The organism is Pseudomonas sp. TE21435 (assembly GCF_056279265.1).
Genome location: NZ_JBWBQZ010000001.1, coordinates 4,919,466 through 4,932,389, shown reverse-complemented (window position 1 = coordinate 4,932,389; position 12,924 = coordinate 4,919,466). Strand labels below are relative to the sequence as shown.

Sequence of the window (12,924 nt, the reverse complement as noted above, 5' to 3'; positions counted from 1 at the left end):
TCCTTCAGACCAACACCAGGTTGTCGCGGTGCACCAGCTCAGGCTCGGCGCTGTAGCCCAGCAGGCTCTCGATGGCATCCGACGGCTGGCCGATGATCTTCTGCGCCTCCAGGGCGCTGTAGTTGGCCAGGCCACGGGCCACTTCCAGGCCGTCGGGACCGACGCAGACCACCATCTCGCCACGGCGGAAACTGCCCTGCACGGTCTTCACGCCAACCGGCAGCAGGCTCTTGTTCGATTCGCGCAGCGCCTTCACGGCACCGTTGTCGAGCACCAAGGTGCCACGAGTCTGCAGGTGGCCGGCCAGCCACTGCTTGCGCGCGGCGAGCATGCCACGCTCGGGCGACAGCAGGGTGCCCAGGCGCTCGCCGGCCTTCAGGCGGTCGAGCACGCGCTCGATACGACCACCGATGATGATGGTGTGCGCACCGGAACGGGCGGCCAGGCGCGCGGCGCGCAGCTTGGTCTGCATGCCGCCACGGCCCAGGGCGCCGCCGGTGCCGCCGGCCACGGCGTCCAGCGACGGGTCGTCGGCGCGGGCTTCGTAGATCAGCTGGGCTTCGGGGTTGTTACGCGGATCGGCGTCGAACATGCCGTCACGGTCAGTGAGGATCACCAGCAGGTCGGCTTCAACCAGGTTGGCCACCAGCGCCGCCAGGGTGTCGTTGTCGCCAAAGCGGATTTCGTCGGTGACCACGGTATCGTTCTCGTTGATCACCGGCACCACGCCCAGGTCGACCAGGGTACGCAGGGTGCTGCGGGCGTTGAGGTAACGCTTGCGGTCGGAAAGGTCGTCGTGGGTCAGCAGGATCTGCGCGGTGTGCTTGCCGTGCTCGCCGAAGCTCGACTCCCAGGCCTGCACCAGGCGCATCTGGCCGAGCGAGGCGGCGGCCTGCAGCTCGTTCATCGCGCTCGGTCGCGTGGTCCAGCCCAGCTGGCTCATGCCCGCCGCCACGGCCCCGGAGGAGACCAGCACCAGTTCCACGCCCGCTTCACGCAGGGCCACCATCTGCTCGACCCAAACCGCCATGGCGCCCCGGTCGAGGCCCTTGCCGTCGGCGGTCAGCAGCGCGCTGCCGATCTTCACGACCCAGCGCTTGGCGCCAGTCACCTTGCTTCGCATCTTCTCTTCCAACCTATGTCGAATCTGTAGATACCTTGGATACAAAAACGCCGCTCCAGAGAGCGGCGTTTAGTGTACTGCAACCGATCAGTCGCGCACGTAAATGATTTCCGGGCCGTCTTCGTCGTCCTCGAAATCATCCCAGTCGTCATCATCACCGATGTCGTGCACGCTCTTGACGCCGGTGCGACGCAGGGTGCGGGCGTCGTCCAGGGCCTGCAGCTGGGCACGGGCTTCGTCTTCGATACGCTGGTCGAGCTCGGCCAGCTCTGCGGCGTAGGCCGGGTCGTTGGCCAGGCGGTCGGCGCGGTCTTCGAGATAGCGCATCAGGTCATGGCTGAGCTTCTCGGTGCCCTGCTTGGCGATAGCCGAGATCACGTACACCGGGCCATCCCAGTTCAGGCGCTCGACCACTTCCTTGACGCGCTCGTCACGCTCGTCGTCCATGATCATGTCGGCCTTGTTCAGCACCAGCCAGCGCTCACGGTCGACCAGCGCCGGGCTGAACTGCGCCAGCTCGTTGATGATCACCTCGGCGGCGTCGGCCGGGCTGCTGCCATCCAGCGGCGCCAGGTCGACCAGGTGCAGCAGCACGCGAGTACGGGCCAGGTGCTTGAGGAAGCGGATACCCAGGCCCGCGCCTTCGGAGGCGCCTTCGATCAGGCCGGGGATGTCGGCGATAACGAAGCTCTTCCAACGATCGACGCTGACCACGCCCAGGTTCGGCACCAAGGTGGTGAACGGGTAGTCGGCGACCTTCGGCTTGGCAGCCGAGACCGAGCGGATGAAGGTGCTCTTGCCGGCGTTCGGCAGGCCCAGCAGACCGACGTCGGCCAGGACTTTCATTTCCATCTTCAGGTCGCGCTGGTCGCCCGGCTTGCCTGGAGTGGTCTGGCGCGGCGCACGGTTGGTGCTCGACTTGAAACGGGTGTTGCCCAGGCCGTGCCAGCCGCCTTGGGCGACCATCAGCTTCTGGCCCGGGGTGACCAGGTCACCGATCACTTCCTGGGTGGAGGCGTCGATCACGGTGGTGCCGACCGGCACGCGCAGGAACAGGTCCTCGCCTTTCTTGCCGGTGCAATCGGTGCTGCCGCCGTTCTGGCCGCGCTGGGCCTCGTGGTGGCGGGTATAGCGGTAGTCGACGAGGGTGTTGAGGTTCTCGTCGGCCACCATGTAGACCGAGCCGCCGTCACCGCCGTCGCCGCCGTTGGGGCCACCGTTCTCGATGAATTTCTCGCGGCGGAAGCTCATGCAACCGTTGCCGCCGTCACCGGCTTTTACTCGGATCGATACTTCGTCTACAAACTTCATTCAAAACCGCCTCTCGTCGGACGACGAGTCGAAAACCAGAAAACCATGAGGCTCTTGCAAAAATGAGCGCGGCGGCCCCGTACGAACCAGAAACCAACGCCGGCAGCCCAGACAAACAGCTTTGCAAGAGGCTCACCACAAACGAAAAAGCCCCGTCGCATGACGGGGCTTCTGGAGCGACGTCGCGATTAAGCGGCGACGATGCTCACGTAACGGCGCATGAACTCGCCTTTCTTCTCGAACTTGATCACGCCTTCGATCTTGGCGAACAGGGTGTGATCCTTGCCCATGCCAACGCCGTAGCCAGCGTGGAATTCGGTGCCGCGCTGACGGACGATGATGTTGCCAGGCTTGATGACCTGACCGCCATACATCTTCACGCCAAGGCGTTTCGATTCTGAGTCGCGACCGTTACGAGTACTACCACCAGCCTTCTTGTGAGCCATGGTTCAATTCTCCAATAAATTCAGGGGATCGGGGCGATTAAGCCTGGATACCGGTGATTTTGATTTCGGTGAACCACTGGCGGTGGCCCATGCGCTTCATGTGGTGCTTACGACGACGGAACTTGATGATGCGAACCTTGTCGTGGCGGCCTTGCGAAACGACTTCGGCCACTACTTTAGCACCAGCAACAACTGGAGCACCGATGGTGACTTCTTCACCGTTGGCGACCAGCAGAACGCGATCGAAGGTCACGGATTCGCCAGTAGCGACTTCCAGTTTCTCGATCTTGAGGAATTCACCTTCAGCGACTTTGTACTGCTTGCCGCCGGTAACGATTACTGCGTAAGACATGGTATTTCTCCGATAATCCTGCTCACCCAGCGCTTTATATGATGAGTATTGGCTGGCATGGCTGCACAGGGCTGGAACGGCCCGGTGCAATTGCGTAAGGCAGGTGCTGCCCAGGAAGTTAGGGTGCGCGATTGTACGCAACCCCATAAATGCTTGCAAGTACCGGCCCGGGGCCACGGCCACCGCGCCTTGACACACCGGTACCTGCGACCTAGCATGCCGCGCAACCTCAATGGAGCAGCCGATGCAACCCCAAACCTTCTACCGCGCGGTAGCTGATGACTTCAGCGCCGTCGACGAGATCATCAAGAAGCAGCTGACCTCGCGCGTGCCGCTGGTATCGAAGATCGGCGACTATATCACGTCCGCCGGCGGCAAACGCCTGCGCCCCCTGCTGGTGCTGCTGTGCGGCAAGGCCCTGGGCCGCGAGGGCGACGACCTGCGCCTGCTGGCGGCGACCATCGAGTTCCTGCACACCGCCACCCTGCTGCACGACGACGTGGTCGACATGTCCGGCATGCGCCGTGGCCGCTCCACCGCCAATGCCCTGTGGGGCAACGCGCCGAGCGTGCTGGTGGGCGACTTCCTCTATTCGCGCTCGTTCGAGATGATGGTCGAGCTGGGCTCGATGCCGGTCATGCAGATCCTCTCCAAGGCCACCCGGGTGATCGCCGAAGGTGAAGTACTGCAGCTGTCGCGCGTGCGCGACGCCAGCACTACCGAGGAAATCTACATGGACGTCATCCGCGGCAAGACCGCGATGCTGTTCGAAGCCTCGACCCACAGCGCCGCGGCCCTGGCCGGCGCCACGGACGCGCAGCGCGAAGCCCTGCGCACCTTCGGCGACCACCTGGGGGTGGCCTTCCAGCTGGTCGACGACCTGCTCGACTACAAGGGCGACTCCGAGACCCTGGGCAAGAACGTCGGTGACGACCTAGCCGAAGGCAAGCCGACCCTGCCGCTGATCTACACCATGCGCGAAGGCACCGCGGAGCAAGCCGCGCTGGTGCGCCAGGCGATCCAGAAGGGTGGCCTGGAGGACCTGGAGCAGATCCGCATCGCCGTCGAGGCGTCCGGCGCCCTGGACTACACCGCGCAGATGGCCCGCGACTACGTCGCCCGCGCCATTGCCTGCCTGGAAGTGCTGCCGGCCAGCGAGTACCGGGATGCACTGGTAGAGCTGAGCGAGTTTGCAGTAGCGCGTACGCACTGATACATCGCATCACCCCTATCGCGGGGCAAGCCCGCTCCCACGCCAGCACATCATGGCGTGGGAGCGGGCTTGCCCCGCGATGCTTTTGTGCAGGAAATCACTAAACCCTATACAATGTGCGCCTTTACCCGCCTGTACTTGAAAGGAAAAGCCGTGAGCACTCTGCCACCCTGCCCCCAATGCAACTCCGAATACACCTATGAGGATGGCACCCAACTGATCTGCCCCGAATGCGCCCACGAGTGGTCGGCCAACGGCGAAGCCGAAGCCGCCAGCGACGACGTGGTGAAAAAGGATTCGGTCGGCAACGTCCTGCAGGACGGCGACACCGTTACCGTGATCAAGGATCTCAAGGTCAAGGGTTCGTCCCTGGTGGTCAAGGTCGGCACCAAGGTCAAGAACATCCGTCTGTGCGACGGCGACCACGACATCGATTGCAAGATCGACGGTATCGGCGCGATGAAACTCAAGTCCGAGTTCGTGCGCAAGGTCTGATCGCCTGCCTTCGGGGCTGCCCAACGGGCGGCCCTGACAGATCCTGCAACAGGATCGCCGGGACCATTCGGAAGAATTCTTCCAATAGTCTCTTGCTATTTTGATAATAAGAATTATTCTCATTGGAACCGCTATCCAAGGAGAGTAGCCATGACCTATCTGATCGACGCCTGGCTCGACCGCCCCCACCCTTACCTGCGTATCCTGCATCGCGAGACTGGCGAAGTCTGCGCCGTGCTCGAGGAAGACGCGCTCGATGAACTGCGCGACCAGGGCGACCTGGACCTCATGGGGCTGAATTCGAGTGAGCCAGGAGTGCTCAAGGAGCTGGTGAGGAACCTGTTCCTGTTTTGCTATGCGCGGGCATTGCGCCCGGGGGGAACGGATTGGAACTGAATTTAGCAGGCCTGCCCCCATCGCCGGCAAGCCGGCTCCCACACTGATCGCAACGACCTAAGGTCTTGTGCTGTTCCTGTGGGAGCGGGCTTGCCCGCGAATGGGCCGCAGAGCGGCCCCGAAGGTATTACAGAACGTCGAGCAGCTCGACGTCGAACACCAGGGTGCTGTGCGGCGGGATGCTGCCGACGCCCTGGGCGCCGTAGGCCAGCTCGCTCGGCACGTACAGGCGCCATTTGCTGCCGGCATTCATCAGTTGCAGGGCCTCGGTCCAGCCGGCAATCACACCGCCAACCGGGAATTCGGCAGGCTGGCCACGATCGTAGGAGCTGTCGAACACGGTGCCGTCGATCAGGGTGCCGTGGTAGTGAGTACGCACGTTGTCTTCGCGGGACGGCTTGGCGCCGTCGCCTGCGGTCAGCACTTCGTACTGCAGGCCCGAGGCCAGGGTGACGATGCCTTCACGCTTGGCATTGTCAGCCAGGAATTCCTTGCCGGCGGCAGCGGCGGCTTCGGCCTTGGCAGCAGCTTCGGCCTGCATCACTTCACGGATGACCTTGAAGGCCGCCGACAGGTCTTCTTCGCTGACGCGGCTGTCGGCGCCGTTGAAGGCGTCGGTCAGGCCGGCGACGATGGCGTCCAGGTTGACGCCCGGTGGCGGGTTGTCGCGCAGCTGGCCACCCAGCTGACGGCCGATGCCGTAGCTGACGCGGGATTCGTCGGTGGACAGGATGAGTTCGGACATTGGCGTGCTCCGCTTGAGGGCGCACTGCATCCGCGCCCTGATGAAAAGGGCGAGCAGCCTAGCACACTGGCGCCGCGCGAAGCAGCTACCAGGCCGAACGCTGGGAAATCGGGACTTTGAGGTCTTCTTCCGGGTGCGTGCCCATGCCGCACATCTCGTCCTGCACGGACCAGTGCACCAGGTTCAGCGACAGCAGGGGGATCGATTGCAGAAGCAGGCGCGCATCCTCGACCGAATGCACGCGCAAGCGTTGACCACGCGGGTCGTCGAGTGGTTGGGCACGTCCCTTGACCCGGGCCTCGAGCAGGTAATCACCGCCTTCGATGGCGATCAGGTTGAGTTCGTCGACATGGCCAGCCCTGGCCTCGGTATTGAGCTGATGCAGGTTCATGGGCGCACCTCGCTGCGGGAACCACGCATGAGTGCTCATTTTTTGTACAGACCTGCTAAAAGTACAAGCCACCATCCGTCAGGAGCTGAAAAGCATCGCGGGACTAGCCCGCGATGAGAGCAGACGATCAGTGCTTGGTGATGCGATCCAGGTAACCCATGACGAATGCCGAAATGACGAAGGTCATGTGGATGATCACATACCACATCAGGTAGTCGGTGGAGATGTTCTGCGCATCCATGAACACCCGCAGCAGGTGGATCGAGGAAATGGCGACAATCGACGCGGCGACCTTCATCTTCAACGACGAGGAATCCATCTTGCCCAGCCAGTTGAGCTTTTCCTTGCTCTCGTCAATGTCCAGCTGCGAGACGAAGTTCTCATAGCCGGAGATCATCACCATTACCAGCAGGCCGCCAACCAGCGACATGTCGATCAGTGACAGGATCACCAGGATCAGGTCGGCTTCGGCGAGGGTGAAGACATTGGGCAGGACATGGATGATTTCCTGGAAGAACTTCAAGGCCAGTGCCAGCAGGCCCAGCGAGAGGCCGAAGTAGATCGGGGCGAGCAGCCAGCGCGAGGCATACATCGCGTTTTCGAGGATACGTTCCATGGACAGTAGGGGACTCGTGAGGTGACTGGAAAAGCGAGCGCGAGTATATCCAGCCACCTGTGACAGCAAAAGCCTGCGGTCAGTTGCCGCAGGCCCGATACATCCTCGATACCCTATCGCCGGCAAGCCGGCTCACACAGGTCAAGTGTGTGGCAGCTTGCGGGCAATGAGATCATTGGATCAGGTTTCGGGATGGAACTGATAATCCCCAAGGTTCCGGCAACGTTCACCATTGATCCGACGCAACTGCGCCTGCAGGTGCAGGCACCAGATCTGCGGATCTTCAGCGACCTGATAGCCATGAAGGGTAAGGCTGTCGACGATGGCGTTCATCACCGATTCGGCCACCATCGGCCCATGGAAAGGGCCCTGGGCCTTGATCGCCGAGGGTTGTTCACCGGCCATGCCGGCGGCGAACAGCAAGGTCCACATGCCATTGTCCCCGGCCAGCGGACGGATGCTGCATTCGATGCGGGTCACCAGGCCCAGGCACTGGCGGGTGAGGCTGAGGTTGCGCATGGCGGCGTCCCCTCTGTAAAGCCCTGTTCAGCCTGAAACCATCAGGCTGTTTCCATCCTGAACCCTGACAACGTCCTTAAGTTCCACTGTAGCCGAGCCGAGGCGAAAGTTGGAAAACTGGCGCTGAACGGTAGCACTTCGCCTCCAGCGCCAGTTTATTGACTTAAGCGGGCTTGGCCTGGGCGATAACCTCCTCCAGGCGCTCTTTCTCGGCTTCCTTGATTTCTTCTTCGCTGATCATTTCGGCAATCACCCGCAGGCGCTCGACCACTCGGGCGTTGACACTGCCCTCGGCGAACTCGCCCTTGTCATCCATCTCACCAGCCTCCTCGCCAACCAGCAGGCTCAAGGCTTCGTCGGCCTGGCTTACGGCATAGACATGGAAGCGACCGGCCTCGACCGCCTGCACCACCCGCTCATCGAGCATCAGCGTGGCGACGTTGGCACGCGGGATGATCACCCCTTGCTCACCGGTCAGGCCACGGGCTTCGCAAAGACGGAAGAAGCCTTCGATCTTCTCGTTGACCCCACCGACCGCCTGCACCTCGCCAAACTGGTTGATCGAACCGGTAATGGCGAAACACTGCTTGAGCGGGGTGCGCGACAACGCCGAGATCAGCGTGCACGCCTCCCCCAGCGAGGCGCTGTCACCATCGACGTAGCCGTAGGATTGCTCCAACGCGATGCTCGCAGAGATCGCCAGGGGGAATTCCTGGGCATAGCGGCTGCCCAGGTAGCCGGTGAGGATCATCACACCCTTGGAGTGGATCGGCTGCCCCAGGTTGACCTCGCGCTCGATGTCGACGATGCCGCTGCCGCCCGGGTAGACGGTGGCAGAGATGCGCGCCGGCATGCCGAACGCCGAATCTCCGACCTCGAGCACGGTCAAGCCGTTGCACTTGCCGATTGCCGCACCTTCGGTATCGATCAGGATGATCCCGGCGAGCATGTCGTCGAGCACCCGCTGCGACACCCGTCCGGTGCGCTGGGCCTTGGCCTTGAGCGCCCGCTCGATGTGGCCGGCGTCGGTCATGCTCTCGCTGGCCAGCTGGCGGATGAAGTCGGCCTCGCTGACCAACTGGAACAGGTCGCCAATACGCGCCGACAAGCGCGACTGGTTCTCGGCCAGGCGAGCACTGTAGGTGGCCAGGCGCGCCACCGCATCGCTGGTCAGCGGCGCCATGCCTTCCTCGTTGGTGCGGGTGCGCAGCAACTGGGCGAACTGCTCCAGGTTCTCGTCGACCATGGGCATGTCTTCATCGAAGTCCACCAGCACCCGGAACATCTCCTGGAAATCCGGGTCATGGTCCTGCAGCGCGTAGTACAGCTGGCGCGAGCCGATGATCACCAGCTTGACGCTGAGCGGGATCACCTGCGGCGTCAGGCTCACGGTGGCGACACGGCCCAGTTCACCCAGCGGCGACTCCATCTTCAGTTTGCGCGACTGCAAGGCACGCTTGAGCGCATCCCAGACAAAGGGCTCGCCGAGCATCTTCTCGGCTTCAAGAATCAGGAAGCCGCCATTGGCGCGGTGCAACGCACCGGCGCGAAGCTGGCGATAGGAGGTGTACAGCGCCCCCTGGTCGGTGCTGTATTCGATGCGACCGAACAGGTTGTCGTAGGTCGGATGCGGCTCGAACACCACCGGAGCTCCACCTTTGCCCGGGTGGCCGACCACCAGGTTGGGCGCGTACTGCTCCTCTAGCATCTTGCGCGCCACCGCGTCGGTCTTGCTGTCATCGACCAGTTGCTCGACCACGGTGCGCAGCAGGTTCAATTGCAGCGATTGCAGGTAGGCGCACACCGCGGCGTTTTCCGCGTACTTTTCCGACAGCGGCGCCAGCAGCGGCTGCAGGGCGAGGGTGATGGTCTCCTCGTTAAGCTGGCGCAACTGGTTGTTCGATTCACGTTTCCATTGCGGCAGGCTGGAGAGCTCCTCGTTCAGGCGCTCCTCGAGCTCGGCAATGTCTTCGTGGAAGCGCTCGCGCAACTCCTCAGGCAGTTGGGCGAATTCGGCTTCGTCCAGCGCCTTGCCATCGGCCATGGGGGTAAAGGCGACATTGCTGCTGTCGCGGTACAGCGCCACGTCCTTCTCCAGCGAGGCACGCTCGATCACGTCCAGCGCCCGGTCATAGCGCTGGTTGAAGGCGCGGTCGATGGCGCTCTTCTTCTGCTGGTAGGAAGGGTGCTCGAACACCGCCGGGAACGTGGCCAACAGGTTGTCGATCAGGCCGTTCATGTCGGCGAGGAACGCCTGGGCGCTGCCAGCCGGAAGTTCCAGCGCGCGTGGCTCGCGGGAGTCCTCGAAGTTGTTGACGTACAGCCAGTCAGCCGGGGTGTGCTGGCGCTTGCCCTCGGCCTTGAGGTAACGCTTGACGAAGGAGAACCGGCCTGTGCCGGGCTCGCCCATCACATACACGTTGTAACCGGGGCGCGGCATCGCCACGCCGAACTGCAGGGCCTCGACGGCACGCTCCTGGCCCAGCACACCACGAAACGGCTCCAGATCGTCGGTATTGGAAAAAGCAAACTGTTCAGCGGAGAAACGCCGGGTCAGGGCTTCTGGCGCGAGACGCAGGCGCGAGGCGACAGGATCGGGCATTGGGTTTCCTTACTTCGGCGGGGCGGATGAAAGGCATTCTGGCGCTGCCAGCGCGCAGCGGCAAGGCTCCGTGGGACTTTATGTCACAGCCCAAGCCAGGCAATCACGCAAGCAATTTTTCGCAATAAACAACGCAACCTTTGGATCGTGCCTAAACTCCAAGCTGCGCAGGGGGATGGAAATCCTCCCGCCCTGGCAACCGCGTTGCCAGAACCCTGACCATTGGTACGTCACTTGAGAAAGAGAACAACGCTATGAAACGGATTCTTCTGGGTACTCTGTTCGCCGCTGTCTCGATCAACGCCATGGCCGAAGCGCCAGGCGGCCCGAACTGCGGCTGGGGCAACCTGCTGTTCGAGGGCCAGCGCGGCACACCGGCCCACTTCCTGGCCTCCACCACCAACGGCACCTCCGGCAACGCAACCTTCGGCATGACCTCGGGCACCAACGGCTGCTCGACCAAGGCCGCACTCACCTATGGCGGCAAATCCTGGTTCGCCATGAACGGCATGATGAACGAGCTCTCCGAAGACATGGCCCAGGGCCAGGGCGAAGCCCTGACTACCTACGCCGTGGTCCTCGGTGTGGCGCCTGAAGACCGCGCGCATTTTGCCGCCGTCACCCACGAGCACTTCCAGCAGATCTTCAGCAGCGCCGACGTGACTGCCGAGACTGTCCACTCCAACACCCTGGCGGTGCTCAAGAGCGATCCGCAACTGGCCAAGTACGCCACCGAGGCCTGAGTACCACGCCTCCCGCCCCGGTACCGGGGCGGGTTTGGCGCTTCACCTTCGGCATCATCAGGATGTAGTTGCCCGACATGCTCAAACGCCTCGCTTCCCTGGCGCTGATTGTCAGCGCACCGCTTCATGCCACCCCACAGCTTGACCCGGCCCGCGTCCAGCAGTTGGCGGCCACGCCATACTGGATCGCCATCGGACACTACGAGACTGCCAAGCTTGGTGGTTGGCGCAGCTATGTGGACGACCCGCGCTTCTTTCTCGCCGAGGATGGCGCGCACCACCCGGATCAGGAGCTGCAGGCCACGGTCGCCGCGCTGTATGCCCCGGCCAGCCTGGGCGACAAGCACGCCCAGTGCGTGTTCCCCGCGCGGACCCGCTGGCTGCGCGAACAACTGGCCCTCACCGATCTGCCGAGCCCGGCCTGCCAGGAATTCGATACCTGGTACAAGTCGATCGACCCGCACAGCGCGGCGCTGATCTTCCCGGCGGCCTATCTCAACAGCCCGTCGTCGATGTTCGGCCATACGCTGCTGCGCATCGACCAGTCCAATACCCGGCGTGACGACACCACGCTGCTGAGCTACGCGATCAACTTCGGCGCCTACATCGAGGGCAGCGACAACAGCATCCTCTATGCCTGGAAAGGCCTGATGGGCGGCTATCCCGGGCTGTTCGCGATGATGCCCTACCAGGAAAAGCTGTCCGAGTACCGCAGCCTGGAAAACCGCGACCTGTGGGAGTACCAGCTGGACCTGACGCCCGAAGAGACCGGGCGCATGGTCGAGCATGTGTGGGAGCTCAAGCAGATCAAGTTCGACTATTTCTTCTTCGACGAGAACTGCTCCTATCGCCTGCTGGAGCTGTTGCAGGTGGCACGCCCCAGCCTGGACCTGACCTCGCAGTTCCCGCTGACCGCCATCCCTACCGACACCGTGAAGGCGGTGAAACAGTCCGGGCTGGTGGCGGACGTGCGCTACCGCCCGTCCCGCGAGCGTGAACTGCTGGCCCGTGCCGAGCCGCTGGACCATGAGGAAAAGCAGCAGGTGCTGGCCATCAGCGCCGACACCGCGCAGTTGCAAAGCCCCTCTTTCACCGCCCTGCCCCGCGACCGCCAGGCGCTGGTGCAGGATGCCGCCTATCGCCTGGAACGCTACCGCGCCAATGGCCAGGAACGTGATCCGGCCCAGGCCGGCCGCAGCTATGAACTGCTCAGGGCGATCAACCGCAACCCGCCGCCGCCATTGCAGATCGAGCGGCCCGGCCTGCCGGAGGACGGCCACCAGTCGCGCACCTGGCAACTGGGGGTGGGTACCCGCGAGGACCGCGCCTACGCCGAGTATGGCCTGCGCATGGCGTACCACGACCTCAACGACAACATGGACAGTTTCCCCCTCGGCGCGCAGATCGAGATCCTGCAACTCAAGCTGCGCCAATACGAGGGCAACGACTGGCAGGTACAACGCCTGGACCTGGCCACCATCCGCTCGCTGACACCGCGCAACGAACTGCTCAAGCCCTGGTCGTGGCAGGTCGCCGGTGGCCTGGAACGCGTGCCGGGCAAGCATGACGACGAGGTGCTGGTCAGCCATGTCAACGGCGGCGCCGGCGGCACCTGGCAACTGGGTGACGACTTGCTGGGCTTTGCCCTGGGCACGGTGCGGGTCGAGCATCACAACGACTTCGCCGAATTCATCTCGCCCGCCGCCGGGTTCAACGGCGGGCTGTTGTGGCGCAACCCGCTGGGCAACCTGACGCTTGAGGCAAAGGGTGACTTTTTCACCAACGGCGAAGTGCGGCGCAGCGTGAGCCTGAACCAGCAGTGGGAGATCAGCCGCGACCTGGGCTTGCGGTTGAGTGCCTCGCGACAGTTCAGCCACCTGGCCACGGCGCAGAACGAGGTGATGCTGGAGTTGAAGTGGTATCAGTACTGAGCACCTGGGCCGCTTTGCGGTCCCAGTCCCGGTGCAATCCT

Annotated in this window: 14 protein-coding genes; 5 read left to right on the top strand and 9 right to left on the bottom strand. The window is 63.2% G+C overall.

The annotated features are described in order from the left end of the window. Window positions 1-4: 4 nt before the first annotated feature. From proB to rplU, 4 genes are all read right to left on the bottom strand, one after another. Window positions 5-1,123, bottom strand: a complete 1,119-nt coding sequence (gene proB, locus ACZ9C1_RS22295) for a glutamate 5-kinase (RefSeq protein WP_110702511.1) — start codon at window positions 1,121-1,123, stop codon at window positions 5-7. An 87-nt stretch (window positions 1,124-1,210) separates the two neighbouring features. Further along, window positions 1,211-2,434 (bottom strand): Obg family GTPase CgtA, encoded by a 1,224-nt coding sequence (cgtA, locus tag ACZ9C1_RS22290; RefSeq protein WP_023631407.1) that lies wholly within the window; start codon window positions 2,432-2,434, stop codon window positions 1,211-1,213. A 188-nt stretch (window positions 2,435-2,622) separates the two neighbouring features. Then, complete coding sequence (gene rpmA / locus ACZ9C1_RS22285; protein ID WP_003247464.1) at window positions 2,623-2,880, bottom strand: 50S ribosomal protein L27; 258 nt, start codon at window positions 2,878-2,880, stop codon at window positions 2,623-2,625. 37 nt (window positions 2,881-2,917) lie between these two features. Then, complete coding sequence (rplU, locus tag ACZ9C1_RS22280; protein WP_003247466.1) at window positions 2,918-3,232, bottom strand: 50S ribosomal protein L21; 315 nt, start codon at window positions 3,230-3,232, stop codon at window positions 2,918-2,920. Between the two features lie 244 nt (window positions 3,233-3,476). On the opposite strand from rplU, the gene ACZ9C1_RS22275 reads away from it, so the two are divergent. From ACZ9C1_RS22275 to ACZ9C1_RS22265, 3 genes are all read left to right on the top strand, one after another. Further along, window positions 3,477-4,445 carry a polyprenyl synthetase family protein gene (locus ACZ9C1_RS22275; RefSeq protein WP_102683861.1) on the top strand — a complete coding sequence of 323 codons (969 nt, stop codon included), beginning with the start codon at window positions 3,477-3,479 and terminating at the stop codon, window positions 4,443-4,445. Window positions 4,446-4,598: 153 nt separating this feature from the next. Continuing rightward, window positions 4,599-4,940: a zinc ribbon domain-containing protein YjdM gene (locus ACZ9C1_RS22270; RefSeq protein ID WP_046857186.1), complete on the top strand. Its 342-nt coding sequence runs from the start codon at window positions 4,599-4,601 to the stop codon at window positions 4,938-4,940. Between the two features lie 150 nt (window positions 4,941-5,090). Then, a complete protein-coding gene (locus ACZ9C1_RS22265) occupies window positions 5,091-5,336 on the top strand; it encodes a PA4570 family protein (RefSeq protein WP_038707330.1) in 246 nt (81 codons plus the stop codon). Between the two features lie 127 nt (window positions 5,337-5,463). On the opposite strand, the gene ACZ9C1_RS22260 is transcribed toward ACZ9C1_RS22265, so the two are convergent. The 5 genes from ACZ9C1_RS22260 to ACZ9C1_RS22240 form a co-directional block, all read right to left on the bottom strand. Further along, a complete protein-coding gene (locus tag ACZ9C1_RS22260) occupies window positions 5,464-6,081 on the bottom strand; it encodes an FKBP-type peptidyl-prolyl cis-trans isomerase (RefSeq protein ID WP_110702505.1) in 618 nt (205 codons plus the stop codon). Between the two features lie 85 nt (window positions 6,082-6,166). Continuing rightward, the gene (locus ACZ9C1_RS22255) at window positions 6,167-6,472 is read right to left on the bottom strand and encodes a DUF6482 family protein (protein ID WP_476254391.1); all 306 of its coding nucleotides are present in this window, start codon (window positions 6,470-6,472) and stop codon (window positions 6,167-6,169) included. A gap of 127 nt (window positions 6,473-6,599) precedes the next feature. Then, a complete protein-coding gene (locus ACZ9C1_RS22250; protein ID WP_023631146.1) occupies window positions 6,600-7,088 on the bottom strand; it encodes a TIGR00645 family protein in 489 nt (162 codons plus the stop codon). A gap of 180 nt (window positions 7,089-7,268) precedes the next feature. Beyond that, the gene (locus ACZ9C1_RS22245) at window positions 7,269-7,607 is read right to left on the bottom strand and encodes a PA4575 family protein (RefSeq protein ID WP_023631147.1); all 339 of its coding nucleotides are present in this window, start codon (window positions 7,605-7,607) and stop codon (window positions 7,269-7,271) included. Between the two features lie 163 nt (window positions 7,608-7,770). After that, window positions 7,771-10,209 (bottom strand): Lon protease family protein, encoded by a 2,439-nt coding sequence (locus ACZ9C1_RS22240; RefSeq protein ID WP_102683864.1) that lies wholly within the window; start codon window positions 10,207-10,209, stop codon window positions 7,771-7,773. 254 nt (window positions 10,210-10,463) lie between these two features. Between ACZ9C1_RS22240 and ACZ9C1_RS22235 the strand changes: the two genes are divergently transcribed. Together ACZ9C1_RS22235 and ACZ9C1_RS22230 are read left to right on the top strand one after the other, a co-directional pair. Beyond that, window positions 10,464-10,952: a DUF3015 domain-containing protein gene (locus ACZ9C1_RS22235; protein WP_023630569.1), complete on the top strand. Its 489-nt coding sequence runs from the start codon at window positions 10,464-10,466 to the stop codon at window positions 10,950-10,952. Between the two features lie 77 nt (window positions 10,953-11,029). Continuing rightward, the gene (locus ACZ9C1_RS22230; protein ID WP_476254390.1) at window positions 11,030-12,883 is read left to right on the top strand and encodes an Lnb N-terminal periplasmic domain-containing protein; all 1,854 of its coding nucleotides are present in this window, start codon (window positions 11,030-11,032) and stop codon (window positions 12,881-12,883) included. Window positions 12,884-12,924: the final 41 nt, after the last annotated feature.